The organism is Streptomyces sp. NPDC004031, assembly GCF_053604375.1.
Genome location: NZ_JBSGHL010000008.1, coordinates 30,883 through 54,346, shown reverse-complemented (window position 1 = coordinate 54,346; position 23,464 = coordinate 30,883). Strand labels below are relative to the sequence as shown.

Below are 23,464 nucleotides of genomic sequence, written 5' to 3'. Positions count from 1 at the left end.
TCCTGGGCGTCGCAAGCGAGAGGGGATGCCGTCCGCATCAATCGAAGCGCTTCGACGTTGCGGTGAGAGTAACGACGGCCTACACGTTCGACAAGTAGTTGCGCACAAACTTTTCGGCGTTCGCCTCTTCGCCCACGTCAGGACGATCTGAGCTGGTCAGAGCCGGTGAACCGGGCACAGTAACGGGTTTCCTGGCGCTTGGTGATCATTCCTCGTGACATGGTTGACACGGCACCGGCCCGCATGTCAGCGTCGAAGCGTTTCACCTCGGGTGTGTGTCCGCGAGCCGCCGGGCGCGTTCGCGACGCCCGGCGGCCCGCCCGTCCCGGAGCCGCCCAGGACGCACGCTCCCCGCTGCCGCTGTCCCTTTGACGTCCCGGTGCCGTCCGCACCCGCACGCCCCCGTACGGCCTGCCCTGTCCTCCTCCAGTCGCGGCCCAACGCCGCACTTCGCAAGGGGTTTTCCGCTGTGAGTACCGTCTCCGTGCCCGCCGAGCTGCCCGCCGAGCCGCCCGCGGACCCGCCCGTGGACCCCGCCGTGCGGCAACTGCCCTTCCGCGACCCGGCGTTGCCGCTCGCCGAGCGGGTCGAGGACCTGCTCGGCCGGCTCACGGCCGCCGAACGCATCGCGATGCTGCACCAGTACGCCCCCGGCGTCCCGCGGCTGGGCGTCGGCGCCTTCCGCACCGGCACCGAGGCACTGCACGGCGTCGCCTGGCTCGGCACCGCGACCGTCTTCCCGCAGGCCGTCGGCCTCGGCGCCACCTGGGACGACGACCTGCTGCACGAGATCGCCACCGCCACCGCGACCGAGGTGCGCGCCTACCACCACCACCGCGCCCCCGCCCTCGGCGAGGGCCGCATCAGCCTCCAGACCTGGGCGCCCGTCGTGAACCTGCTGCGCGACCCGCGCTGGGGCCGCAACGAGGAGGGCTACTCCGAGGACCCGCTGCTGTCCGCGCGGCTCGGCCACGCCTTTTGCCGCGGCCTGGCCGGCGACGACCCGCAGCGGCTGCGCACCGCCCCCGTCCTCAAGCACTTCCTCGCCTACAACAACGAGGACGACCGCACCACCACCTCCTCCGGCGTGCGCCCGCGGGTGCTGCACGAGTACGACCTCGCGGCCTTCCGGCAGGCCGTCGCCGAAGGCTCCGCGACCGGCGTCATGGCCGCGTACAACCTCGTCAACGGCCGCCCCTGCCACGTCACCCCGCTGCTGGAGAGCGAGCTGCGGCGGTGGGCGGAGCCGACCGGGCGGGAGCTGTACGTCGTCAGCGACGCCGAGGCGCCGTCCAACCTCGTCGAGGACGAGCACTACTTCGACGACCACGCCGTCTCGCACGCGGCCGCGCTGCGCGCCGGCATCGACAGCTTCACCGACCACGCCGACGACTCCTCCGTGACCGTCGCCCGCGTCACCGACGCCGTGGAGCGCGGACTGCTCACCGCCGCCGACATCGACCGGGCGGTACGCCGCCAGCTGTCGATCCGCTTCCGCCTCGGCGAGTTCGACCCGGACGGCGGCCCGTACGCGGACACCCCCTGGTCCGTCGTCGACTCCGCCGAGCACCGCGCGCTCGCGCTGCGGGCCGCGACGGAGGCGGTCGTGCTGCTCAAGAACGAGGCGGTGGGCGGCGGTTCGGGCCCGCTGCTGCCGCTCGCCGCGGACGGCAGGCGCGTCGCCGTCCTCGGGCCGCTCGCGGACAGCCTCTTCGAGGACTGGTACGCCGGCACGATGCCGTACCGCGTGACCGCCGCGGACGGGCTGCGCGAGGCCGTCGAGGCGGTCGGCGGCAGCACCGAGACGATCGAGGGCGTCGACCGTGTGGTGCTGCGGGCCGCCTCGACGGGCGGGCTGCTCGGCGCCTACGGGGACGACGCGCGGCTGTCGGCGGCATCCGCCGGAAACGATGACGACGGGGCTCGTCCGGAGGGCGCCCTCTTCGACCTCTTCGACTGGGACCTCGGCGTGCTCACCCTGCGCAACGTGCGCACCGGACGCTACGCCGGGCTCGTCGACGCGGACGCCTCGCTCGCCGCCGACCGTGTGCAGCCCGCCGGGTGGGACGTGCACGAGACCTTCCGGCTCGAACCCGTCGGTGACGGCGGCGCGTTGGCGCTCCGCGCGGTCCTCGGCGGGCGGTACGCGGTCGTGGACGCCGCCACCGGGGCGGTCGCCATGACCGCAGAACGGGTCGAGGACGCCGAGCAGTTCACCCTCACCGTCGTCCGGGACGGCGTCGCACAGGCCGTCGAGGCGGCCGCGCGGGCGGACGTCGCCGTCGTCGTCCTCGGCAACGACCCCATCATCAACGGCCGCGAGACCGTAGACCGCGCCGGGATCACCCTCCCGCCCACGCAGGAACGGCTGCTGGCCGCCGTCGCCGCCGTCCGCCCCGAGACCGTGCTCGTCGTCATGAGCAGCTACCCGTACGCCGTGGACCGCGCCGAGGACAGCGTCCCCGCCGCGCTGTGGACCTCGCACGCCGGGCAGGAGACCGGGCACGCGCTCGCCGCCGTCCTCCTCGGCGACGCCGACCCCGCCGGCCGCCTCCCGCAGACCTGGTACCGCGCCGACGACCCGCTGCCCGGACGGCTGGACTACGACATCATCAAGGCGGGCTGGACCTACCAGTACCACCGGGCCGCGCCGCTCCACCCCTTCGGACACGGCCTGTCCTACACCGACTTCACCCTCTCCGACCTCAGCGTCCCGGCGGACGCCGTCGCCCAGGACGGCACCTTCACCGCGAGCGTCACCGTCACCAACACCGGTACGCGCGACGGCGTCGAGACCGTGCAGCTGTACGTACGGGCGACCGCCGCCGAGACCTACCAGGCGCCGCTGCTCACACTCGCCGCGTACCGCAAGGCGCGGCTGGCCCCCGGCGAATCCGCGAGGCTGGACTTCCCGCTGGCCGCGGCGGAGGTGCTCGCGCACTGGTCCGTGCGGGAAGGCGGCTTCGCCGTCGAACCCGGCACGTACGAGGTCCTCGCGGGGCGGTCGGCGGGGGTGCTCCCGCTGACCGCGCCGCTCACCGTCGGCGGGCCCGCGCCCGCACCCCGTACCGTCGTCGGGCGCCGCGTCGCCGCGGTGGACTACGACGACCACGAGGGGGCGCGGCTCGTCGACGCGAGCCGCTCCGCGGGGGACGCGGTGGCGTCGGCGGGGGAGGCCGAACTCCTCTACCGCGCCGCGGACCTGGGCGGGGCCCGGCGCTTCAGCGCGGAGGTCGCGCTTGCCTCCGGCGAGGCCGCGCTGGACGTCCGGGCGTCCGGCTCGCTCCTCGGGAGCGTGCCGATCCCGGTGACCGGATCCCGGTACGACTGGACCTCCGTCTCCCTCGACCTGCCCGAGACGTCGGGCGTCCACGACCTCACCCTCACGGTGCGCGGCCCGGCCTGCGTGAGGTCCTTCACGTTCGAGGGCTAGCCCCTCGGACCCTGCGCGCTACCGCGCGGGGGACCCGTTTTGGGCTGCGCGTGCCGCGCGGGGACCCGTTTTCGGGCTGCGCGTGCCGCGCCGGGCGAGCGTTTTTAGGGGCGCGGGGAACTGCGCGACAAGCCCCCACCGGGGCGCGGGTCGTCACCGTCCGAAAGGGGCAGTTCGGTCCGCTCCGGACCACCGGCCGGTGGTGGGTTGCTCGCGCAGTTCCCCGCGCCCCTGGGGGGTGCCCGGCGGCGCAGCCGCAGCGTCGCTCACCCGGGGTGGGGGGAAAACGACGGCGCCTGGTTAGGACGTGTTCACGTCATGGCCAGGGAGTGCCATGATGCTGGCGCACGGAGATTACCCGCCGGTAGGCGGGATGGGTGAGGACGGATCCCCGACCGCGTCAGGAGAGTTCGGCATGGCCTCTTACAGCAGGCGCACGTTCCTCGGTGGTGCCGCGGCGGTCGCCGCGGGGCTGAGCCTCGCGGACAGCCCGTACGCGTCCGCCGCCGCGTACGACCGCGCGCTGGCGACGACCGCCGCGCGGGCCGTGCGGGTGGCGGGGACCACGCTGGAGCAGGTCGCGACGCCCGCGGGCACGGGCCCGTACGTGCGGCTGGGGGCCGGCCCCGGCTGGCCGCTCGTGGTGCGGACGGAGCTGGCCGCGGGCGCCGCGGGCCGCGACGACCGCCGTACCGGCCTCGCCTCCTTCGTGCAGTTCACCGACCTGCACCTGGCGGACACCGAGTCCCCGGTGCGGTTCGAGTACCTCGCGCCCTTCATCGACTCGGCGCACCGCCCGCACGAGACCCTGACCGTACGCGGCGCGTCCTCGCTCGTGGACCGGGTGAACGCGCTGGCCGGCGGCCCGTACACGGGGCAGCCCTTCTCGCTGGTGATGGCGACGGGCGACAACACCGACAACCACGAGCTCGTCGAGCTCGACTGGTACCTGTCGGTGATGAGCGGCGGCACGATCACCCCGTCCACCGGTGACACCGGCCGCTACGAGGGCGTGCAGAACTCCGGGTCGTCGAACTACTGGAACCCGGAGTCGTCCTTCCGGGACGACTACAAGACGAAGGGCTTCCCGCAGGTCCCCGGCTTCCTGAGCGCGGCGGGCCGCCCGTTCACCGCGACGGGCCTGCGCGCGCCCTGGTACACGACGGTCGGCAACCACGACGACAGCATCGAGGGCACCCTGCCGGACCTCGGGCTGCTGGGCTCCCTCTACACGGGCGGCAACAAGATCGAGGGCCTGGACTCCGCGACCGCCGCCAAGCTCGCGGACGCCATCCAGCACGACCCGGCGGCCGCCGTGACGCTGCTGGCCACGCTGCTCGCGACCGGCCCGGTCCGCAAGGTCACCCCGGACGCGCGCCGGGCGCCCTTCACGCCCAAGCAGTTCGCGGCCGCGCACCTCAACTCGGCCTACACCGGCTCGGGTCCGTACGGGCACGGCTTCACGCAGTCCGCGGCCGACAGCGGCAAGCTCTACTACACCTTCCCCGTCGCCCCCGGTGTGCTCGGCGTCAGCCTGGACACCACCAACCGGGCGGGCTGGGCGGACGGTTCGATCGGCACCGCGCAGCTGAAGTGGCTGGAGTCGGTGCTCCAGGCCACCAGCACGCACTGGTACGACAGCGACGGCAACGTGGTGCGGCGCGGCTCGCAGGACCAGTACGTGCTGGTCTTCAGCCACCACACGAGCACGACGATGGGCAACACGCTGCCCGACCCGTACAACCTCTTCGAAGCCCGGCACAGCGGTGCGGAGTTGGTGGCGCTGCTCCAGCGCTACCCCAACGTCCTGGCGTGGGTGAACGGGCACACGCACGCGAACCAGATCACCCCGCACGCGCACGCCGTGGCCGAGCGGTCCTTCTGGGAGATCAACACCGCCTCGCACGTGGACTTCCCGCAGCACGCCCGGGTCATCGAGGTGGCCGACAACGGCGACGGGACGCTGTCGCTCTTCACCACCCTCATCGAATCCGCCGCGCCCTACGCGACCGACTTCGGCGACACCTCCGAGCGCGGCCTCGCGGCGCTCTACCGCGAGCTGTCCTACAACGACCCCTACGCCACGCCCGCCGACAAGATCGGCGCCGCCGGCGACCACAACACCGAACTGCTGCTGGCCCGTCCGGGCGCCTGAGCAGCGCACCGACGTGATCCCGGCGGGGGTTCCGCCATGGCCCCCGCCGGGATCACGGGGGTAGGCTCGCCTGCGGCTGGGGAGCTGACGTGATCAGGGGTTTGCCGTGTACGTGACGCCGGAGCCGTCCTCGCCGGTCTGGTACGACCGCCCCGCCGCACGCTGGGTCGACGGGCTGCCCGTCGGCAACGGGCGGCTGGGCGCGATGATCTGGGGCCCGCCGCACGAGCAGCGGCTCTCCCTCAACGAGGACACCTTCTGGTCCGGCCCGCCGCCCGCCGGGCACCCCGCCGTGCCCGCGGGACTCGTCGAGGACGTCCGCGCCGACCTGCGCGCCGGGCGCCACACCGCCGCGGGCGAGCGGCTGAAGGCGGCGCAGGGCCGCGGCGCGGAGGCGTACCAGCCCGTCGGCGACCTGGTGCTGCGCGTCACGGGGCCGGGCGGCGCACCCTTCCCGTTCCGCTTCCGCGAGCTGGACCTCGACACGGGCGTGGCCCGGCACGTCACGGACGGCGTCGAGCAGACCGTCTTCGCCGACACCGCGACCGGGCTGCTGGTCATCGACCTGCGGGCCGCCGCAGGGCGCCTGTCCGCCGAGCTGAGCTGGCGCACCCCCCAACTCCGCCATGCCGTACGGGCCGTGGACGGCGACGGGCTCGCGCTGCTGCTGCACGCCCCCTCGCACGTCGGCGACGACGCCGAGCGCCGCCCGGTCGTCGAGCACGGCGACACCGGCATGGCGGCGGCCGCGTTGGCCCGCGCGTCCTGCGAGCCGGGCGAGGGCGCCGGTACGGTCGAGGTCGCCGACGGGACCCTGCGGGTGCGGGACGCCGTGCGGTGCACGATCCTCGTCGACGTCCGTACCGGCTTCACCGCCTGGAACCGGGCCCCGCGCACCGACCCCGGGGAATGCCTCGCACGCGCCGCCGAGGCCGTCGCCCTGGCCCGGGGCCGTACCGATCTGCTGCCCGTGCACGCCGCCGAGCACTCCGCCGCCATGGGCCGGGTACGGCTGCGGCTCGGCACCCGACCCGCGGACGCGGCCCCGCTCGACGTACGGCTACGGGCCTCCGACGCCGGACCGCGCGACGAGCAACTCGCCGCCGTTCTCTTCGACTTCGGCCGCTACCTGCTGCTCGCCTGTTCCCGCCCCGGCACGCAGGCCGCGCACCTCCAGGGGCTGTGGAACGACTCCGTCACCCCGCCCTGGCACTGCGACTACACCGTCAACATCAACACACAGATGAACTACTGGCCTGCGGAATCCACCGCCCTGCCCGAATGCCACGAGCCGCTGCTCGACCTGGTCGCCGACCTCGCCGACGCCGGGCGCGAGGTCGCCCGCGAGCTGTACGGGGCGCAGGGCTGGACCGTCCACCACAACACCGATCTGTGGCGCGCGACATGGCCGGTCGGCGACGGCAACGACGACCCGATGTGGTCCAGTTGGCCGCTCGGCGGAGCGTGGCTCAGCCTCCACCTCGCCGAGCACTGGCGCTACGGCCGCGACCGCCGCTTCCTGCGCGAGCGCGCCTGGCCCGTCGCCGCCGAGGCCGCCCGCTTCCTGCTCGGACTGCTGCACGAGGACCCCGACGACCCCGCCGGGCACCTCGTCACCGCCCCCGCCACCTCGCCGGAGAACCGCTTCGCGACCCCCGACGGCCCCGCGTCCGTGGACCGCTCCACCGCCATGGACCTCACCCTCGCCCGCGAGCTGTTCGGCTTCCTCACCGAATCCGCCGCCGAAGCGGGTCCCGCCGCCGACCCCGGCCTGGTCGCCGCGCTCACCGCCGCCCTGCCGCGGCTGCGGCCGCTCGGCATCGGCAGCCGCGGTGAGCTGCTCGAATGGCACACCGAGCGCCCCGAGACCGAGCCGCACCACCGGCACGTCTCGCACCTGATCGGGCTCCACCCCGGCCGCACCCTCACCGACCCGCGGCTGCGCGCCGCCGCCCGGCGCAGCCAGGAGCTGCGCGGCGACGAGGGCACCGGCTGGTCCACCGCGTGGAAGACCGCGCTGTGGGCGCGGCTCGGCGACGGGGCCGCCGCGCACCGCCTGCTCGGCGTGATGCTGCGGCCCGTCGAGAGCGACGCCGACGGGGGCGGTGTCTACCCCTCGCTGCTGTGCGCGCACCCGCCCTTCCAGATCGACGGCAACTTCGGGGCCACGGCCGCGATCGCCGAGATGCTGGTGCAGTCGCGCGGCCCCGACCTGCTGCTGCTCCCCGCGCTGCCGCCCGCCTGGCCGGACGGCGCGGTCAGCGGGCTGCGCGCCCACGGAGCCGTCACCGTCGAGCGCCTGACCTGGGCGGACGGCGCCCTGACGGCGGCGACGCTGCGGGCCGCCCGCGACACCACCCTCACCGTCCGCTGGCCCACCGCCCACCGCACGATCAGCCTGCGCGCGGGCACCCCGTACGACGTCACGCCGTGAAAGCGGCGGCAGTGTGCCCGGCTCGCCCTTCCTGTGACGTCAACTCGCCTACGCTGACCGCTATATGACGGATCGGCAGTGACGACGGCGCCGCTGCTCAGCGCGCCCCTCCCCGGGACGGCCGGGGAGGGGCGGGCGGTGCCCCGCAGCGAAGGGATGCACGCATGTCCGAGGACCTGGCCCGGCTCGACGTCGAGGACGCGGACGGGCGACCGCCGCTGATCGACACCAGCGTCGCGCACTCCGCGCGCGTCTACGACTTCATCCTGGGCGGCAAGGACAACTACCAGGTCGACCGCGAGGCCGCCGAGCAGATGCTCGCCGGCTGGCCGAACCTGCGCACCTCGATGCGGGAGAACCGCAAGTTCATGCACCGCTCCGTGCGGTACGCCGCCGAGCAGGGCATCGACCAGTTCCTCGACATCGGCACCGGCATCCCGACCTCGCCGAACCTGCACGAGGTCGCGCAGGCGGTGAACCCCGCCGCCCGGGTCGTCTACATCGACAAGGACCCGATCGTCTTCGTGCACGCGGCCGCCCGGCTCACCGGCACGCCCGAGGGCCACATCGCCTACCTGCGGGCCGACATGCACGACCTGGACGCGATCTTCGCCTCCCCCGAGGTCACCGGCACGCTCGACCTCGACCGCCCGGTGTCGCTGTCCCTCATCGCCGTCCTCCAGTTCGTCCTGGACAAGGAGGAGGCGTACGCGCTCGTCCGCCGCTACCTCGACCGGCTCGCCCCCGGCAGCATGCTCACCATCACCACGGTGACCACCAACACCGACCCGGACGACGCGACCACCGTCACCGCCGAGTACACCAAGCGCGGCCTGCCGGTCCGCGACAGCACCCGCGCGGACGTCGAACCCTTCTTCGCCGGGCTGGAGTTGACCGACCCCGGCGTCACCCTCATCCACCGCTGGCTCCCCGAGCCCGGCACGGAGGACGCCGTCCGGGACGACGAGGTCGCGATGTACGCGGGCGTGGCCCGCAAGCCGTAACCCACCCTCGCCGTCGCACTGTTCGCCCCGCGTCCGATGCGCGGGGCGTCCGCGTCCCTACGGCTGCGGGAAGAGCTCGGCGCTCACGATGCGGCCGCCGCACGGGGCCTCGGTCACACCCCAGTGCGCGCACAGCGCGTCCACGAGCAGCAGCCCGCGCCCGTCCACGTCCCCCGGTCCGGGCTCGCGCCGCTCCGGCCGGTCCGGCGTCCCGCCGTGGTCCTCGACCTCCAGCCGCACCCGCACCCCGTCGAAGTGCACCCGGCACTCGAAGACCGGACTCGCGGTGTGCCGCACGGCGTTGGTCGTCAGCTCACTCACCAGCAGGGCCGCGGTCTCCACGGTGTCCCCGTCGCACCCCGCCCCACCCAGGTACGCCCGCACCCGCCGCCGCGCCACGGCAATGGCCTCCCCGCGCGCGGGAAGCGTGAACCCCAGCCCCGCCGTCATCCCGCCCCCGGGGCGGAAAGCGGACGCCGTCGCCGTACCGGACGATCCGATACCGGACCGCCGCGGGATGTCGTTGCTCGGTAAGGCCACGGTGTGCGTTCCTCTCAACGGGAGGCGTACGTGCCAGGCGTTCGGGCGGCGCGCGGTGACGCCACGTCACTATATGCCCATGGGCAACGCAAGTTGGCAAGGAACACTGTGTAATTTGCAGATCCGGAAGTCCAGGATGTGTCCCGGCGGACCGTTGTGCGGGTGTTTCCGGTAGGGGTGGGCGGAATGCGGCCGGACGGCCCGGGGCGCGGTGCGCCCGAGGCCGCCCGGCCGGGGGGTCTTACAGGACGATGCACTTGTCCGGTCGCATCACCAGGGATATGTCCGCCGCGCCCCGGGCCACGGTTACCGTCGGCAAGGAGCCGGACACGGCAGCTTGACTTGCCTCTGGCATATGCGGAATGCTGGCGGACGTCGAAGGAGCGAGCTGCGACGGTGCCGCGGAGGCGGTCTGTCCGGCGGCCATCCATGCGAGGCAGCAGACGGCGGACGCGACGGCGACTCTGGTGCAAGTGGCTTTCACTATGTTCCTGTCGAACGAATTTCGGATGGTGGCCGCACTGTTGCACCGGCTCGGCGCGTGCGTGCGCGGGGTGCCGGGTGCATTTCGGGTGCGTGGCATGCTGAACAGCCGTTCCCGATCCGCCTATTGGTGCGGTTCAGGGAACGTATTGGATCATGCCAGATGCCGCCTTAGCTCCGTCAATCGCTGGCCAATGTTTGCCGTTTCGCGATGCCCTTGTGCTCGCGCGGTGTCGAACGCCTGTTGTAAAAGCGTGTAGGCCTCGCGCGGTAGGCCGGACCTCCGGTGAACCGTGGCCAGGAGAATTCCGCTCTCGACGGTTTCGTCGAGATCCTGCGTTCTGACCGCCATGGTCAGTGCGGCGCGCAGGTGCTGGGCTGCGGCATCGAGCCGTCCCGCCTCGAAGTCGACGTGGCCCAGCCCGCGCAGGGCCTGGATCTCCTGGTGCGCCGCGCCGATGCTCCGGGCGAGACGCAGGGCCGCCGAGTAGCACGACGCGGCCTGGGCGTGGTCGGCCTGTATGCGCATCGCGCCCCCCATGCTGATGAGGGTGTCGGCCTCGCCCTTGCTGTCGGCCATGGACTTGTAGACCGGAAGGGCCTCCTGGCACAGCGCCAATGCCGCGGACGTCTCCCCCAGTTCCGTGAGGAGATCGGCGAGGCTGCCGCGCACCGTGGCCTGCGCGTGTCGGTTGCCGATACGGTCCAGCAGGGCGATCGATTCCTCGAACGCGTCCCGGGCGAGATTCAGCTCGCCCTTTCTGTGCAGCAGGTCGCCGATGTTGTTCATGACCACCGCGGCGAATTTGTCGTCCCCGAGTTCGTCGAAACCGTTCCGGGCCCGCTGGAAATGCACCAGGGCGCGGTCGTTGTCCCCCAGGTAGAGCCGCGCCACGCCGAGGTTGTTGTGCAGGCGAATGACCAGTTGTGCGTTTCCGGAATGCGTCGCGGAGACAAGAGCCCGCTGGTAGTGCCTGAGGGCGTCCAGGTGTTCCCCGCGATGCCAGTGCATCGAACCCACCGCCCGGAGGGCCTCCGCCTGGGCCGCCGTGTCCGCCAGTTCCACCGCCAGGTCGAGGGCGCGGCGGGCGGCGTCGGCGGCGCGGTCGTACCGGCCCGTGCTGGCCAGGGCGTCGGAGAGGCGGAGGAGGGCGCGGCAGAGGTGTGCGGTGGGGGCGTCCGGGGGCCACCGGGTCACCGCGCGGGTGAGAAGGTCCACCGCGGTGGGCCAGTAGCACTCCGCGTTGAGGTATCCCGTGAGGGAGAAGGCGAGTCGGGCGGCGAGTCCGGCGTGGCCGCGCGCCACCGCCATACGTTCCACCGCGAGGGCGTTCTCCCGTTCCGCCGCCAGCCAGGCAATTGCCGAGGGGGCGTCGGCGAAGATCGCCGGGGATGCCGCACCGTCCTCCGATTCGGCGGCCTCGCGTCGGTACGCGACGCGATCCGCCTGGTCCGCCACCTGGACGTAATAGTTGATCAGCCGTAAGGCGATGTGCTCGCGCAGCGGCTCGTCGTCCTCGCACGTCACCAATTGCACGGCGTATTCGTGCAGAAGATCATGAAACGTACACCGTTCGGCGACCGGTTCGCGCAGCATGTGCGCGGAGAGCAGTCCCTCGATGAGTCTTTCCGCGTCGCCCGGGGCGATGTTGAGGATCGCGGCGGCCACCGGGACGGTGATGTCCGGGCCCGGGTGGAGGCTGAGGCGGCGGAAGGCCTGGCGTTGGGGGAGGGGGAGGCCCAGGTAGGAGAGCTGGAAGGCGGGGCGCAGGGCGGCGCCGTCCGCGTCGTGGATCTGGTCGAGGCGGTCGGGGCCGGTGAGGCGGTCGTGGAGGGTGGCGAGGGTCCAGGCGGGGCGGCCCTGGAAGCGGTTGGCGACGAGTTCGATGGCCAGCGGCAGCAGGCCCGCGCGGTGGACGATGCGGTCGACCGCCTCATCGTCGGACGTGCGGTCGTCGCCGGCGAAGCGGCGGAAGAGGGCGGCGGCGTCGGCGGGCGGGAGGACGTCGAGGTGGAGGGCGCGCGCGGCCGGGAGTCCGGTGAGGTGGCGGCGGCTGGTGAGGATGATGAGGGAGGGTGTGCCGTGCGGCAGCAGCGGGCGGACCTGGTCGGCGTCGGCGACGTCGTCGAGGACGACGACGGCCCGCCGCCGCGCCAGCGTCGTACGCCACAACTCGGCCAGTTCGCCTACGTTGAGGGGCAGTTCGGCGGACGGGGTGCCGAACTCCCGCAGTAGCCGGGTGAGGGCGTCGGCGGCGGTCATGGGTTCCTGGACGGCGGAGTGGCCGCGCAGGTCGAGGCACACGCAGCCGTCGGGGTAGCGCGGGGCGAGGGCCAGCGCGCTCTGCACCGCGACGGCGGTCTTGCCGATGCCGCCCATGCCGCTGACCGACTCCAGGGCCACCACGGCGCCCGCCGTGCCGACGGTGGCGGTGAACGCCGAGGTGAGCAGGCGCAGTTCGTCCTGGCGTCCGATGAGCGGCGGCTGGTTCGGCAGGCTGCGCGGGACGTGCCGGGCGGCGGTTTCCGCGGGCGGTCCGGGGGGCCCGGGGGGTGCCGCGGCCGGGACCGTGGGGCGGGGGGCGACGGCCTCGTGGACCAGGTCCGTGACGGGGACCTGGCGCAGCACGCCGACGTGGATGCGTTTGAGGGCGTCCCCGGGGTGCGTCCCGTACTGCTCCATGAGCAGGTGCCGGGCCCGGTCGTAGACGCGCAGGGCGTCGGTGTAGCGCTCGCTGCCGTAGTAGGCGAGGGTGAGCAGGCCGAGGAGGGTCTCGTCGTCGGGGTGCTCGGCGACGAGCTGGTCGAGGTCCGGGACGAGGGCGCGGTAGTGGCCCAGGCGCAGGTCCAGGGAGATGCGGGAGACCGCCGCGGCCAGCCGCCGTTCGCCGAGCGAGCGCCGTACGGTCTCGGGCCACAGGCCGGTCAGGCCCGTGAGGGCCTCGCCCTGCCAGAGGTCGTCGGCCTCGCGGTAGAGGCGCAGCGCGATGGTGTCGTCGGCCTGGGCGGCGCGGCGCAGCAGGTGCTGGAAGCGGTGCCAGTCGACGGTCGCGGGGTCGGCTTCGAGGACGTAGGTGTGGTCCCGGGTCGCGATGCGCGGGGCGTCGGGGGTGCGGGCGGCCTTGTTCAGCCTGCCGCGCAGCCGGGAGACGTAGGAGTGGGTGTTCTCCCGTGCGCGGAGCGGGACGGCGCCGTCCCAGAGGCGGCCGATGAGGGTGTCGATGGGGACGGCGCGGCCGACGTCGAGGGCGAGTGCGGCGAGGACGGTGCGCTCCTTGGGCGAGCCGAGCGCGAGGGGTTGTCCGCCGGTGTGCACCGCCACCGGTCCGAGCAGTCGGAAATCCACCAGCGCCCGCCTTCCCCCGGCTGGCCGTCCTTCGTTCCCCGCTGGTTCTCCTTGATGATGAGCATGACACGAACGTGCGAATGGTCACCAGAGACCGCGGACGGGCTGGCCGAATCGCTGCTGCGGGCCGTGCGGGCGGGCGTCTCCTGTGCGCCGTGCGGGCGTTTGGCATATGTGCTACGCACATGCTCCATGTGGGCCGGACCGCCGGCGGGCCGACAACGGGGCGCAGACGGACCGTTCGCCGTACCCGACCCACCGCAGCCGCATCGCGGGAGATGCCCAGCTCGGAGGGCCCGCGATACAGGCCAGGGACGTCCCCGGCGGAGTGCGTGCGCACGCACCGGCGCCGCGCGCGGTGCCGCGGCAGTCACCGCCTGTTCCCGGCCATTTCGTGAACCGCCGGGCCGAACTCGCCGACCCCGCCGAGCAGACGTCGGAGTGGCGCACCCGCCGCGCGGGCCCGCGCGTCGCGGTGCTGCTCGACAACGCCTTCACCGCCACGCAGATCCGCCCGCTGCTGCCGGTGGGGCCGGGCAGCGTCGCCGTCGGCACCAGCCGCAGCCGGCTCACCGGACTCGGCCTGGACGGTGCCGCCCTTCCACCGCCCGCTCGGCGTCGGCCGCTGCCACCGGGAGGAGGCGGGCCCTCCCGGGCAGGCCGTGCCGTACCTGGAGGAGGCCATCTCCCGGTGGCAGCAGTGCGGTTACCTGCGCGGGACGGACCTGGCCCGTACCGTCCTCGGCGATCGCCCCCGCGGAAGGGGACGCCGCGCGCGCCGCGGAGCGCTTCGCGCGGGCCCGCGCCGTGCACACGTCGGCCGGCGACACGCACGACGCCGCACGCGACCAGGCCCTGCCGGGGAGGGCCCGCGCGGGGCGGCGGACACGGACGGCACGCCCGCCGTCTTCACCGCGTCCGGGGCGGCGCACCGGCAGGCGCGCACCCTGGAGACGCTCGGCGACAGCGCCCACGTGTGGGGCGACCACCTGGCGGCGGCCGCCCCGCACACGCGGGCGCCGGCCCGCTACGAGCTCACCAGCCCCGCGGACGCCGGCCGGCTGCGGGACGCCCTTCCCGCGCGGCCCCGGCCCGCGGCACCGGCAGCAGCGGACCCGGCCACGGATGCGTCCGCGCCCGCACGGGCGGCCGCGCCGCCTGAAGCGGGTCCGGGGGCGGGGCCTGGTGCGGATCCGGATCCGGCTGTGACGTCGGGCGGTCCGCCGGGCGGTCCGCCGGATACGCGGGCGGACACGGCGCCGTACAGCCCGCCGGACAGCCCGCCCCGCACGCCTCCGGGTACGGCCCCCGGCAGTCCGTGACGGTCATCGCCGCCGCGGCCAGGCCGCGCAGCGTCGCGCCCGGCACGAGGACGAGGCAGGCGTGCAGGCACGACGGCAGCAGCGGGTGCTGCCCCGGGCCCCGGGCCGGGCCTGGGCCCGGCGGCCCCAGGACGAGCGGGCCCGGGTGCGCCGCCCCGGCCACCGCCCAGCCGCCCTCGGCGAGCGGGACGGCGGCGAGCGCGGCGCCGGGGTGCCGGGCCAGCGCCGTGGCGAGCCACGCGCGGGCCTCGGCCGCCGTGCGGAGGCGGCTGCCGGTGAGCACGTCGGCGTACACGGCCGCGGGACTGCCCGGCCGGCTGTCGGTGTCGAGGACGAAGTGCTCGTCGAGCGCGGTCGGGCGCCGGCGGGGCCCGGCGGGGTGCGCGCCCGCCGCCCCCAGCGGGCCCGCCGCCCCCGGCGTGGCGGTGAGCGTCACCCGCCGCACCCCCCACCGCAGGGTCACCGTCAGCCCGCCCGTGGCCGGGGCGGCGGCCGTGCCCGGCGGGTGGCGGCGTACCGTCACGAGGCCGGTCATGCCGACCTCCGGTCGGGGCCGCCCACCAGTGTCTGCCAGGGCGGGGGCACCGGCAGCGGTTCGGTCACCGCCGCGTAGGCGGGTTCGCCCAGGCCCAGTTGCCGGTAGAGCAGGGTCCGCATGTTGCGGACGAAGCGGCCCGGCTCGGAGGTGATCCGGGCCGCGACGGCGGCCCGTTCGGTGTCCCGCCGCTCGGCGGCGGCGTAGGCGAGCTGGTCGACGAGCGGGTGGCTCGGCGACAGCGTGGGGACGGTCCGGGCGAGCGCGGCGGCGGGCGAGGCCGGGTTGGTCTCCTCCGCGGTGGGACCGGCGAGCAGCAGCGCGGCTTTCGTCAGGGTTCCGTACAGTGTGACCGATCCGTGGTCGCCGATGATGCAGTCGGCGGCGACGAGCACGCTGCGCCAGTCCGCGTCGGGCGGCACGAGGGCGATGCCCGCCCGCCGGCAGCTCGCCATCCATGAACGTACCTGGTAGGCGCCGTGCCCCGAGTACACGTTGGGGTGCACGAGGATCGCCACCCGGTGCGACTCGCGCGGCAGTTCGCCGAGCAGCCGGGGCAGCAGCGCCTCGAAGCGGCTGAAGGACGACCACGGCCCCCACGTGGACGCGGCCACCACGAGCTTGCGGCCCCCGGTGAGACCGAGCGCGCGGCGGAAGCGCCGGCGCAGCGGCAGGCTCGCGACGATCCGGTCGTGCACCGGGTCGCCGACGACCCGTGCCAGCGGCAGCGCCTCCGGGCACTGCCGCCGCAGGTCGCGCAGGTCGGCGCGGTGCGGAAGGACGACGGCCGCGGGCAGTTTCCCCGCGGCCGTCAGATCCACCCGGCGCAGCCCCGCCACCCCGGGATCGCTCGTCCCGAGCACGCGTTTGAGGTAGGCGGCGCCGTGCGGCATGGTCACCAGCGGTGCCCGGATGCCCTCGACGCCGATCCGCCCCGCGGCCAGCGCGAGGTCGAAGTCCATCTGCAGGGCCTCTTCCCACGGGATGACCGCGCATCCCATGCGGGCGAGGAAGGCCGGTACCTCGTCCCCGAACACGTGCGGCGGCGCGGTGAAGACCGCCTGCACCCTGAAGTCCCCGTCGATCAGGGACAGGACGTCCATGAGACGTTTGGCGTAGGTGACGGTCTGGGTCACCACCAGGATCCTCTTGCACCCGACAACCGTCAGATACTGGCGCGCTCCGGCGCCCGGTATCCTCCCGACCGGTCGTAACGCTGACACGAAATCCCCCAGGATTTGTCTGTCTGCCGCGGGCGGCGGTCCGCCGCCCGCACCTGGTGACGGGATGCCCGAGCGGGTGGACGGAATCCTGCCGGGACCCTTGCAGGAAGCTTGCAGAGGCGTGGATGTGCGGCCGGAGCCTCCCGTTCCGTGAGTACGCGACGCGCCGACGGCCGGATTCGCACGTCAGAACGGCCTGATACCTCGTTCGTGAGTTTCCGCCGCAGGCCGTGACGTCGCGGGCCGAGGCTCGTGACAGCGGCATCTGGCATGTGCCGCACGGAAGTTGCGAGCCCACGGGGGTTGCGATGGCGGAACGGTCGGCAATGCGGGCGGGGTTGGACGGACAGGCGGTGCTGGTGGCCGCCGGGATCGCCGATGTGGCGCTCGGGGCACTGGGCGCGGCCGTCGGGGCGCTGCGGGATCTGCTGGGGCGGGCGGACGGGCCCGAACTGGCCGAGCAGGCGGGGCAGGACCTCGCCGCGCGCGGCCGGCTGGCGCTCGACCGGCACGTGTACGTACCGCCCGCGCATCTGGAGGTGCTGGCCCGCAACTCGCGGGCGGCGGCGCGGGAGGAGGCGGCCGCACACGGGCCGGGCGTACGGGAGGCGGCCGCGCGGGAGACGGCGGTGCGGGACGGCGGTGGCGGCGGTGCCTGAACGCTGGGAGCCCGCGGCGTTCAAGGCCCGGGTGGACGACGTGCTGCACGACTTCGTGGGGGCCGAGGCGGGCCAGCTCGCCGCCATTGACCCGCAGTTGCGGCCGGTCGCCGAACAGGTCGCGGCCGCCGCCGTGGACGGCAAACGGCTGCGGGCCGCCTTCTGCTACTGGGGCTGGCGGGGCGCCGGGCAGCCGGAGAGCGACGCGCTGCTGCGCGCCGCCGCGTCCATGGAACTGGTGCACGCCGCCGCCGTCGTGCACGACGACCTCATCGACGACAGCCCGCTGCGGCACGGCCGGCCCACCGCGCACATCGCGCTGCGCCCCGCCGTCCGCGGCCGCCCCGGCGCCCCCGCGGCCGCGCGCTCGCTCGCGATGCTGGTCGGCGACCTGCTCATGGCGCTCGCCGGGCAGATGTTCGCCACCAGCGGGCTGCCCGCCGCCTACCTCGCGCGGGCCCGCCCGCTGTGGGCGGTGATGGCGCGCGAGCTGATCGCCGGGGAGTGCCTGGAGATCCTGCGCACCGGCGCCGCCGCCGACACCGAGGCCTCGCTGAAGGTCGTGCGCTACAAGACCGCCAAGTACACGGTGGAGCACCCGCTGCTGATCGGCGGCACGCTGGCCGGTGCGGGCGGGCGGCTGCGCGCGGGCTACTCGGCGTACGCGCTGCCGCTCGGCGAGGCCTTCCAGCTGCGCGACGACCTGCTCGGGATCTTCGGTGACCCGGACCGAACCGGCAAGAACGGCGCCGACGACGTACGCGGCCGCCGCCCCACCGCGCTGCTCGCGCAGACCTGGCAGCTCGCCGGCACCGCCGACCGGGCGAGGCTGCGCGCCGCGCTCGGCCGCCGCGGGCGGGACGCGGGCGCGGCCGCGCTGGACGCCGTCCGCGAGGTCATGCGGCGGCTGCGGGCGCCCGAACGGGTCGAGGAGATGATCAGCGCGCGGGTGGCCGCGTCGCTGGAGGCGCTGCGCGGCCTGGACGTCCCGGCGTACGCGTCGGGCGCGCTGACCGCGCTGGCCCGCTCGGCGACGGAACGCACGGCCTGACCGGCCCACCCGGCTCCCTTCCTGCCCGCCCCACGACGACCCCGCCCCACGACGACCCCGCCCCACGACGACCCCGCCTCACGACGACCCCGCCGCCCACGACCCCGCGCGTGCGATCCGCGCGCCCAGCCGAGGAGGCCGCCATGACCGCCACCGACGACGACACCTCCATGGACGCCCTGCTGCACGCAGGCGACGAACTCGCCGACGCCACCGTGGCCGCGCTCTTCGAACGCGGTGAGGTCGGCACCTTCAACACCCTCATGCGGTACGTCTCCACCGCCGGATCACCGTTGCCCGACGGGCTCCCGGACGTCGCGCGCGACTACCTGGAGGCCACCCGCGTGCCGCCGCCGTGGGTGGACTGGAGCGTGATGGAGCGGGCGCGGCTGTTCTTCATCGACAACAACGTCCACATCTCCACCGCGCTGTCCTTCGCCTCCATGCCCGCCTGTTACGTCGTGCCGCGCGTCGCCCGGCTGCTCTCGACGACCCACGGGCTCAGCTACCCGTCCAAACGCATGGCGGAGACCGGGCAGTTCACCGTCCACCTGATGCAGCCGGACGCCTTCGAGGCGGGCGGCAGGTTCGTCCCCGCCGCGCAGAAGGTACGGCTCCTGCACGCGTCGATCCGGCACCACCTGCGGCGCGACGGCCACTGGGACACCGCCGAACTCGGCACGCCCATCTGCCAGCAGGACATGATCGGCGGGCAGATGTTCTTCTCGCTGCTGGTGCTCGACAGCCTGCACCGGCTCGGGATCCACATGACGCAGGAGGGCGCGGAGGCCTACTACTACGCGTGGCGGGTCGTCGGCGCGATGCTCGGCGTCGACCAGGACGCGGTGCCCCGCACGCTCGACGACGCACGGGACTTCCTCGACCGCTACATGGTCGCGAACATGGGCCCGTCCGAGGAGGGCGCCCACCTGACCCGCCAACTCATCGACCTGTATGAGGAGGTGGTGCCGGGCACCCTCCTCGACCCGCTCGTCTCCGCCCTCATCCGCTACCTCGTCGGCGACACCTGCGGCGACTGGCTGTGCGTCCCGCGCACCCCCTGGGACGCCGTCGTCCGCGCCGTCCCGCACCTGCTGAACGTCCTGGAGACGATCGAGGACCGCTCGCCGCTCGGCGCCTGGGCGCTGGACCGGCTCGGCCACCTCACCACGGCCCTGGAGCTGTCCTCCCTCACCCGCGGCCGCGTCATGCACTACGCCATCCCCGAGGAGCTCCGGAAGGACTACGGCGTGTCCGACGCCGTCCCGCGCACCCGCCGCTGGACACCCCCGCCCGCCTCCGTCGGCTGAACCGGCGCCGCGCCCCGCGCGGTTCGCACCCGCAGTGCGTGGCCGGGCATCTAGAGTGAGGACGAGGATCTTGAGGGCGTGCCCCGCGCTGCCGGGGCGGCCGCGGACGGCGGGAGCGGAGTCGCGATGACAGTGGAACTGCCCGCCGCACCCCGCCCGTTCGTCGACCGCGACGAGGAACGCGCCCGCGCCGAACGGGCCGCCCTGGAGGGCGCGGGCAGCGGCCGGGCCGTCGCCCTGTCGCTGAGCGGGCCGCCCGGCGTCGGCAAGAGCGCGCTCGCCTACCGCATCGGCCGCGCCCTGCACGACAGCGGCGGCTACACGCATGTGCTGGCCGTCGATCTCGACGACTACCGCGGCCCGGACGGCTGGCTCGACACCGGCGACGTGCTGACGCAGCTGCTGGAGTCGCTGGACGTCGAACCGCAGTCCGTGAAGACCGCGTTCGCCGCCCGCCGCCGCCAGTACCGGGCCGTGACCGCGCGCTGCCGCGTCGTCCTGGTGCTGGACAACGCGCGGTACGGGTCCGAGGTCGCCGACCTGCTGCCCGCCTCCGACGGGGTGCTCATCACCACCGGCCACCGCCCGCTGCACGACCTCGACGGCGGCGCGGGCCTCGACCTGCCGGTCGGGCCGCTCGACGACACCGCCGCCCGCGAACTGCTGGAGGGCATCGTCACCGACGGCCGCCTCGCCGCCGAACCGGACGCGGTGGAGGCCCTGGTGCGGCTGTGCGAGGGCTCGCCCTCCGCGCTGCGCATCGCCGCGTGCACCCTGCGCCGCCACGGACTGCGCCCGCTGACCCGGCTGCTCGGCGAGGTGCGCGGCGTCCTGGACGAGGAGGTCGCGCCCGTCGTCGACCGCGTCCTGGACGTCGGCTACGGCGAACTGTCGCCCGAGGCTGCGGAGTTGTACCGGCTGCTGCCCTTCCACCCCGGCCCCTCCTTCACCCGCGCGTCCGCCGCGGCGCTGCTCGGCCGCGGCGCGGACACGTCCGACAGCGCGCTGGAGGAGCTGCACGCACAGGGCCTGGCGGACGTCCGCGAGGCCTTCCGCGACCCCGCGGCGCGGCTGCGCCTGTCCTACGCCCGCCGCGCGCACGCCCGCCGCACCGCCGACTCGGTCCTCACCGCGACCGGCCCGCAGGACCGCGCCGCCGCGCTGCGCCGCTTCCTGCGCTGGCAGAACCGCCAGTGGCAGCAGGCCGACCTGCTCCTCGCGGGCCCCCGGCTGCGCGTCCAGCCCCTCGCCCCGCAGGAACCCGGCGCCCCGGACGTCCTCTTCGCCGTCCAGGCCCCGGGCGAGGGACCGGGGGCGGCGCGCGTGACCGGCGTCGTACCCGCGCCCGTGCCCGGCGAGCGGTCCGACGGCGTACGGGCACCGTCGCGGTGGATGTACGAGGACCGGCACGTCCTCTTCGCCGCCGTCCGCCTCGCCCACGCCGTGGGGGAGGACGCGCTGTGCGTGGCCCTGTGCGAGAGCGCGTGGACGTACGCGCAGGACCACCCGCCGAAGGCGGACCTGCTGGACGTCTTCCGGCTCGGCCGCGACAGCGCGCTGCGCGCCGGCGACCTGCACGGCGCGATCCGTATGCGGTGCCAACTCGCCCGCTGGCTCTGGCCGTCCGACCCGGACGCCGCAGAACCGGAGATGGCCGCCGCGCTCGCCGCCGCCGAACTCCTGCCCGGCGACCCGGAATCGGTCAAGCTCCGCGCCTCCGCGCTGGAATTCCGCGGCATGCTCGACGCCCGCGAGGGCGACCTCGCCTCCGCCGCCGGGCGCTACGCCGAGTCGCGCACCCTCCAGGCGTCCATCGGCAACACCTACGGTGTGCTGCTCCAGGACTACCGCCTCGGCCAGACCCTCGCCGAACTGGGCGACGTCGCCCAGGCCGAGGAACTGCTGACCCGGGCGCACGCCGCGGCCCTCGCGGACGGGCGGCGCGACCGCATCGCCGCCCGCACCGGCTTCGCCCTGGCCCATCTGCTCGCCGCCCACGGGGAGCCGGACCGGGCCCGCGCGCTCTACCAGGAGTCGCTGGCCGGTGCCCGCCGCCGCGGCTCGGACTTCGACCGGGCCCGCGTCCTCGACGCCCTCGCCGCCCTGGAGGAGCGCTCCGGCCGCCCCGCCGAAGCCGCCGCCCACCGCACCGAGGCCGCCGCGATCCGGCAGCGCAACGGGCTGGAGTAACCTCCGCCGGGCGGCATACGCGGGCCGCTACAGGACGTAGGCGGCCTGCTCCGGCAGTGCGGGGGCCAGCGTGAGGCGGAAGGCGCGCCCTCCGATCAGGCAGTCGTACGTGCCCGGGTGCAGCGCGGCGGCCGGTGACGCGGGGGCCGCGTGGACGGCGGACAGGGCCGCCGCCGGGTCCGGGTGGACGACGCGGCCCGCGTGCGCCGCGGGGGCGGCGCGCAGCGCCCACACGGCGGGGTCGTCGCGGCGGCGCAGCACGCACGTGCCGTCCGGGAGGATCGCCGCCGCCGTGCGGCAGCCCGTGTAGTCGTCGAGCACGGCCCCGGTCCAGCCCTCCGCCGTCCAGCTCTCCCGGTACGGGCCGGGCGCGGGCGCCGCAGCCCGGCGGTAGAGCAGGCCCGCGGTCCGCGCGAAGTGCTCGCCCGCGCTGCCATGTTCGACGGCGAGATGGTGCCCGGCGGGCCCGAGCCCGGCGGGGACGCGCTCGACCCGCAGCCCGTCGGGCCCGCGGTGGACGTGCACGTCGAAGGCGGCCGGGAGGCGGGACGGCGGCGCGGGCGGCGGCAGTGGCCGGGCCCGTACGGTGCCCGTGGGCGGGTCGAGGCCGAGCAGCGTGTACAGCTCCGTGCGCAGCCGGGGAAGGGAGCTGCCGAGCCGGTCCGCCGCGAAGGCGGAGCCGGCCGCCCGCCCGGCCGCCCCCGGCTCGTACGCGGCGAGCGCGGCGGGCAGGTCCGCGGCCCGCGCCAGCCGCGGGACCCCCGCGAGCAGGACGTCGATCGGACTGCCGGGTATCACCTCGCCCCCGCCGTCGCACGCGGCGAGCACCGGGCGTTCCGGGCCGCCCGCCGCGAAGTAGAGGGCGACGGAACCGTGGTCGGTCACCAGGACGTCGGCGGCGACGAGGACCGCCGCCCACTCCTCGTACCCGGCGCTGACCGCCAACCCGGCCGCCCGCGCGGGGGCGAGGCGCTCGGCCAGCTCGAAGTCACCCAGCGCGGCACGCTCGTTGGGGTGGACGACGAGGGCGAGCTGGTACGCGTCCACCGGCAGCGCGGCCGCCAACCGCGCGGGCAGGTCGGGGCGTCGGCGCAGCAGCGAGTGCGGGCCCCACGTGGAGGCGAGCACCACGAGCCGCCGCCCGCCCGTGCCGAGCGCCCGGCGGTACCCGTCCCGCAGCGAGCGCGAGGCCAGGATCCGGTCCAGCGTCGGGTCACCGACGACGGTCGCCCGCGGGGCGGCATGCGGTGCGGAGGCGGCGAGTTGGGCGATCTGGTCGGGGTGCGCGAGGGCGTGCAGCACCAAGTGCTCGTCGTACGGCGGCAGATACGCCGGGTCCAGCCCGGACGCGGTCATGGCCGAGCCCTCCGCGGGCACGGCCTTCCCGAACCCCGCCCCGTGCGGCAGCAACACCCGCTTGCCCGACAGCAGTTGGAGGGCGCCCTTGGGACTCGCGGTGAGGATCAGGTCGTACGGCCGCCCGCACGCCTCTTCCCACGGCACCGTCCGCCCACCGGCCGCGCCGACCGCGGCGAGCGCGTCCGTACCGAAGGCGGAACCGGGCACGAGCGTGAAACGGCGCGTGATCCGGGCGTCACCCTCGAAGACCGGCAGCACGTCGAGCAGGCGGTACATGGCGACGTCCGACCGCGCGGCCAGCAGCACCGTCCTCATGCCCCGTCGCCCGTCGCCCGTCGCCCGTCGCCCGTCGCCCGTCGCCCGTCGCCCGTCGCCCGTCGCCCGTCGCCCGTCGCCCGTCGCCCGTCGCCCGTCGCCCGT

The 23,464-nt window shown here is 74.9% G+C and carries 13 protein-coding genes; 8 read left to right on the top strand and 5 right to left on the bottom strand.

The window, feature by feature from the left end:
* The first annotated feature begins 469 nt into the window (after window positions 1-469).
* The 4 genes from ACWERV_RS06980 to ACWERV_RS06965 all read left to right on the top strand — a co-directional run bounded on the left by ACWERV_RS06980 (window position 470) and on the right by ACWERV_RS06965 (window position 9,026).
* Window positions 470-3,433 (top strand): glycoside hydrolase family 3 C-terminal domain-containing protein, encoded by a 2,964-nt coding sequence (locus ACWERV_RS06980; RefSeq protein ID WP_452929762.1) that lies wholly within the window; start codon window positions 470-472, stop codon window positions 3,431-3,433.
* A 415-nt stretch (window positions 3,434-3,848) separates the two neighbouring features.
* Window positions 3,849-5,588 (top strand): TIGR03767 family metallophosphoesterase, encoded by a 1,740-nt coding sequence (locus ACWERV_RS06975; RefSeq protein ID WP_452929759.1) that lies wholly within the window; start codon window positions 3,849-3,851, stop codon window positions 5,586-5,588.
* A gap of 106 nt (window positions 5,589-5,694) precedes the next feature.
* Window positions 5,695-8,022 carry a glycoside hydrolase family 95 protein gene (locus ACWERV_RS06970; RefSeq protein WP_452929756.1) on the top strand — a complete coding sequence of 776 codons (2,328 nt, stop codon included), beginning with the start codon at window positions 5,695-5,697 and terminating at the stop codon, window positions 8,020-8,022.
* A gap of 164 nt (window positions 8,023-8,186) precedes the next feature.
* Window positions 8,187-9,026, top strand: a complete 840-nt coding sequence (locus ACWERV_RS06965) for an SAM-dependent methyltransferase (RefSeq protein WP_452929753.1) — start codon at window positions 8,187-8,189, stop codon at window positions 9,024-9,026.
* Window positions 9,027-9,083: 57 nt separating this feature from the next.
* Here ACWERV_RS06965 and ACWERV_RS06960 read toward each other — a convergent pair whose 3' ends face one another.
* From ACWERV_RS06960 to ACWERV_RS06945, 4 genes are all read right to left on the bottom strand, one after another.
* Window positions 9,084-9,566 (bottom strand): ATP-binding protein, encoded by a 483-nt coding sequence (locus ACWERV_RS06960; protein ID WP_398175949.1) that lies wholly within the window; start codon window positions 9,564-9,566, stop codon window positions 9,084-9,086.
* Window positions 9,567-10,203: 637 nt separating this feature from the next.
* Window positions 10,204-13,395 (bottom strand): AfsR/SARP family transcriptional regulator, encoded by a 3,192-nt coding sequence (locus tag ACWERV_RS06955; protein ID WP_452929749.1) that lies wholly within the window; start codon window positions 13,393-13,395, stop codon window positions 10,204-10,206.
* 1,035 nt (window positions 13,396-14,430) lie between these two features.
* Window positions 14,431-15,252, bottom strand: a complete 822-nt coding sequence (locus ACWERV_RS06950; RefSeq protein ID WP_452929746.1) for a hypothetical protein — start codon at window positions 15,250-15,252, stop codon at window positions 14,431-14,433.
* Window positions 15,249-16,388, bottom strand: coding sequence for a hypothetical protein (locus ACWERV_RS06945; RefSeq protein ID WP_452929744.1), 1,140 nt, complete (start codon window positions 16,386-16,388; stop codon window positions 15,249-15,251). The genes ACWERV_RS06950 and ACWERV_RS06945 overlap by 4 nt, the downstream gene beginning before the upstream one ends.
* A 425-nt stretch (window positions 16,389-16,813) precedes the next feature.
* Here ACWERV_RS06945 and ACWERV_RS06940 point away from each other — a divergent pair, with 425 nt between their 5' ends.
* The 4 genes from ACWERV_RS06940 (at window position 16,814) to ACWERV_RS06925 (ending at window position 21,685) form a co-directional block, all read left to right on the top strand.
* A complete protein-coding gene (locus ACWERV_RS06940; protein WP_452929741.1) occupies window positions 16,814-17,134 on the top strand; it encodes a polyprenyl synthetase in 321 nt (106 codons plus the stop codon).
* Entirely contained in the window at window positions 17,127-18,185 is a 1,059-nt protein-coding gene (locus tag ACWERV_RS06935; protein ID WP_452929738.1) for a polyprenyl synthetase family protein, read from the top strand. The genes ACWERV_RS06940 and ACWERV_RS06935 overlap by 8 nt, the downstream gene beginning before the upstream one ends.
* Before the next feature lie 143 nt (window positions 18,186-18,328).
* Window positions 18,329-19,495 (top strand): oxygenase MpaB family protein, encoded by a 1,167-nt coding sequence (locus ACWERV_RS06930; RefSeq protein ID WP_452929736.1) that lies wholly within the window; start codon window positions 18,329-18,331, stop codon window positions 19,493-19,495.
* Between the two features lie 126 nt (window positions 19,496-19,621).
* Window positions 19,622-21,685: a hypothetical protein gene (locus ACWERV_RS06925; RefSeq protein ID WP_452929734.1), complete on the top strand. Its 2,064-nt coding sequence runs from the start codon at window positions 19,622-19,624 to the stop codon at window positions 21,683-21,685.
* A 27-nt stretch (window positions 21,686-21,712) separates the two neighbouring features.
* Here the strand turns inward: ACWERV_RS06925 and ACWERV_RS06920 are convergent, their stop codons facing one another.
* Window positions 21,713-23,359, bottom strand: a complete 1,647-nt coding sequence (locus ACWERV_RS06920; protein WP_452929731.1) for a translation initiation factor 2 — start codon at window positions 23,357-23,359, stop codon at window positions 21,713-21,715.
* Window positions 23,360-23,464 lie beyond the last annotated feature (105 nt).

Bases quoted from the DNA above. Each gene is read 5' to 3' on its own strand.
- ACWERV_RS06975 (WP_452929759.1), top strand. From the start codon at position 3,849: ATGGCCTCTTACAGCAGGCGCACGTTCCTCGGTGGTGCCGCGGCGGTC.
- ACWERV_RS06965 (WP_452929753.1), top strand. From the start codon at position 8,187: ATGTCCGAGGACCTGGCCCGGCTCGACGTCGAGGACGCGGACGGGCGA.
- ACWERV_RS06950 (WP_452929746.1), bottom strand. From the start codon at position 15,252: ATGACCGGCCTCGTGACGGTACGCCGCCACCCGCCGGGCACGGCCGCC.
- ACWERV_RS06930 (WP_452929736.1), top strand. From the start codon at position 18,329: ATGACCGCCACCGACGACGACACCTCCATGGACGCCCTGCTGCACGCA.
- ACWERV_RS06925 (WP_452929734.1), top strand. From the start codon at position 19,622: ATGACAGTGGAACTGCCCGCCGCACCCCGCCCGTTCGTCGACCGCGAC.
- ACWERV_RS06920 (WP_452929731.1), bottom strand. From the start codon at position 23,359: ATGAGGACGGTGCTGCTGGCCGCGCGGTCGGACGTCGCCATGTACCGC.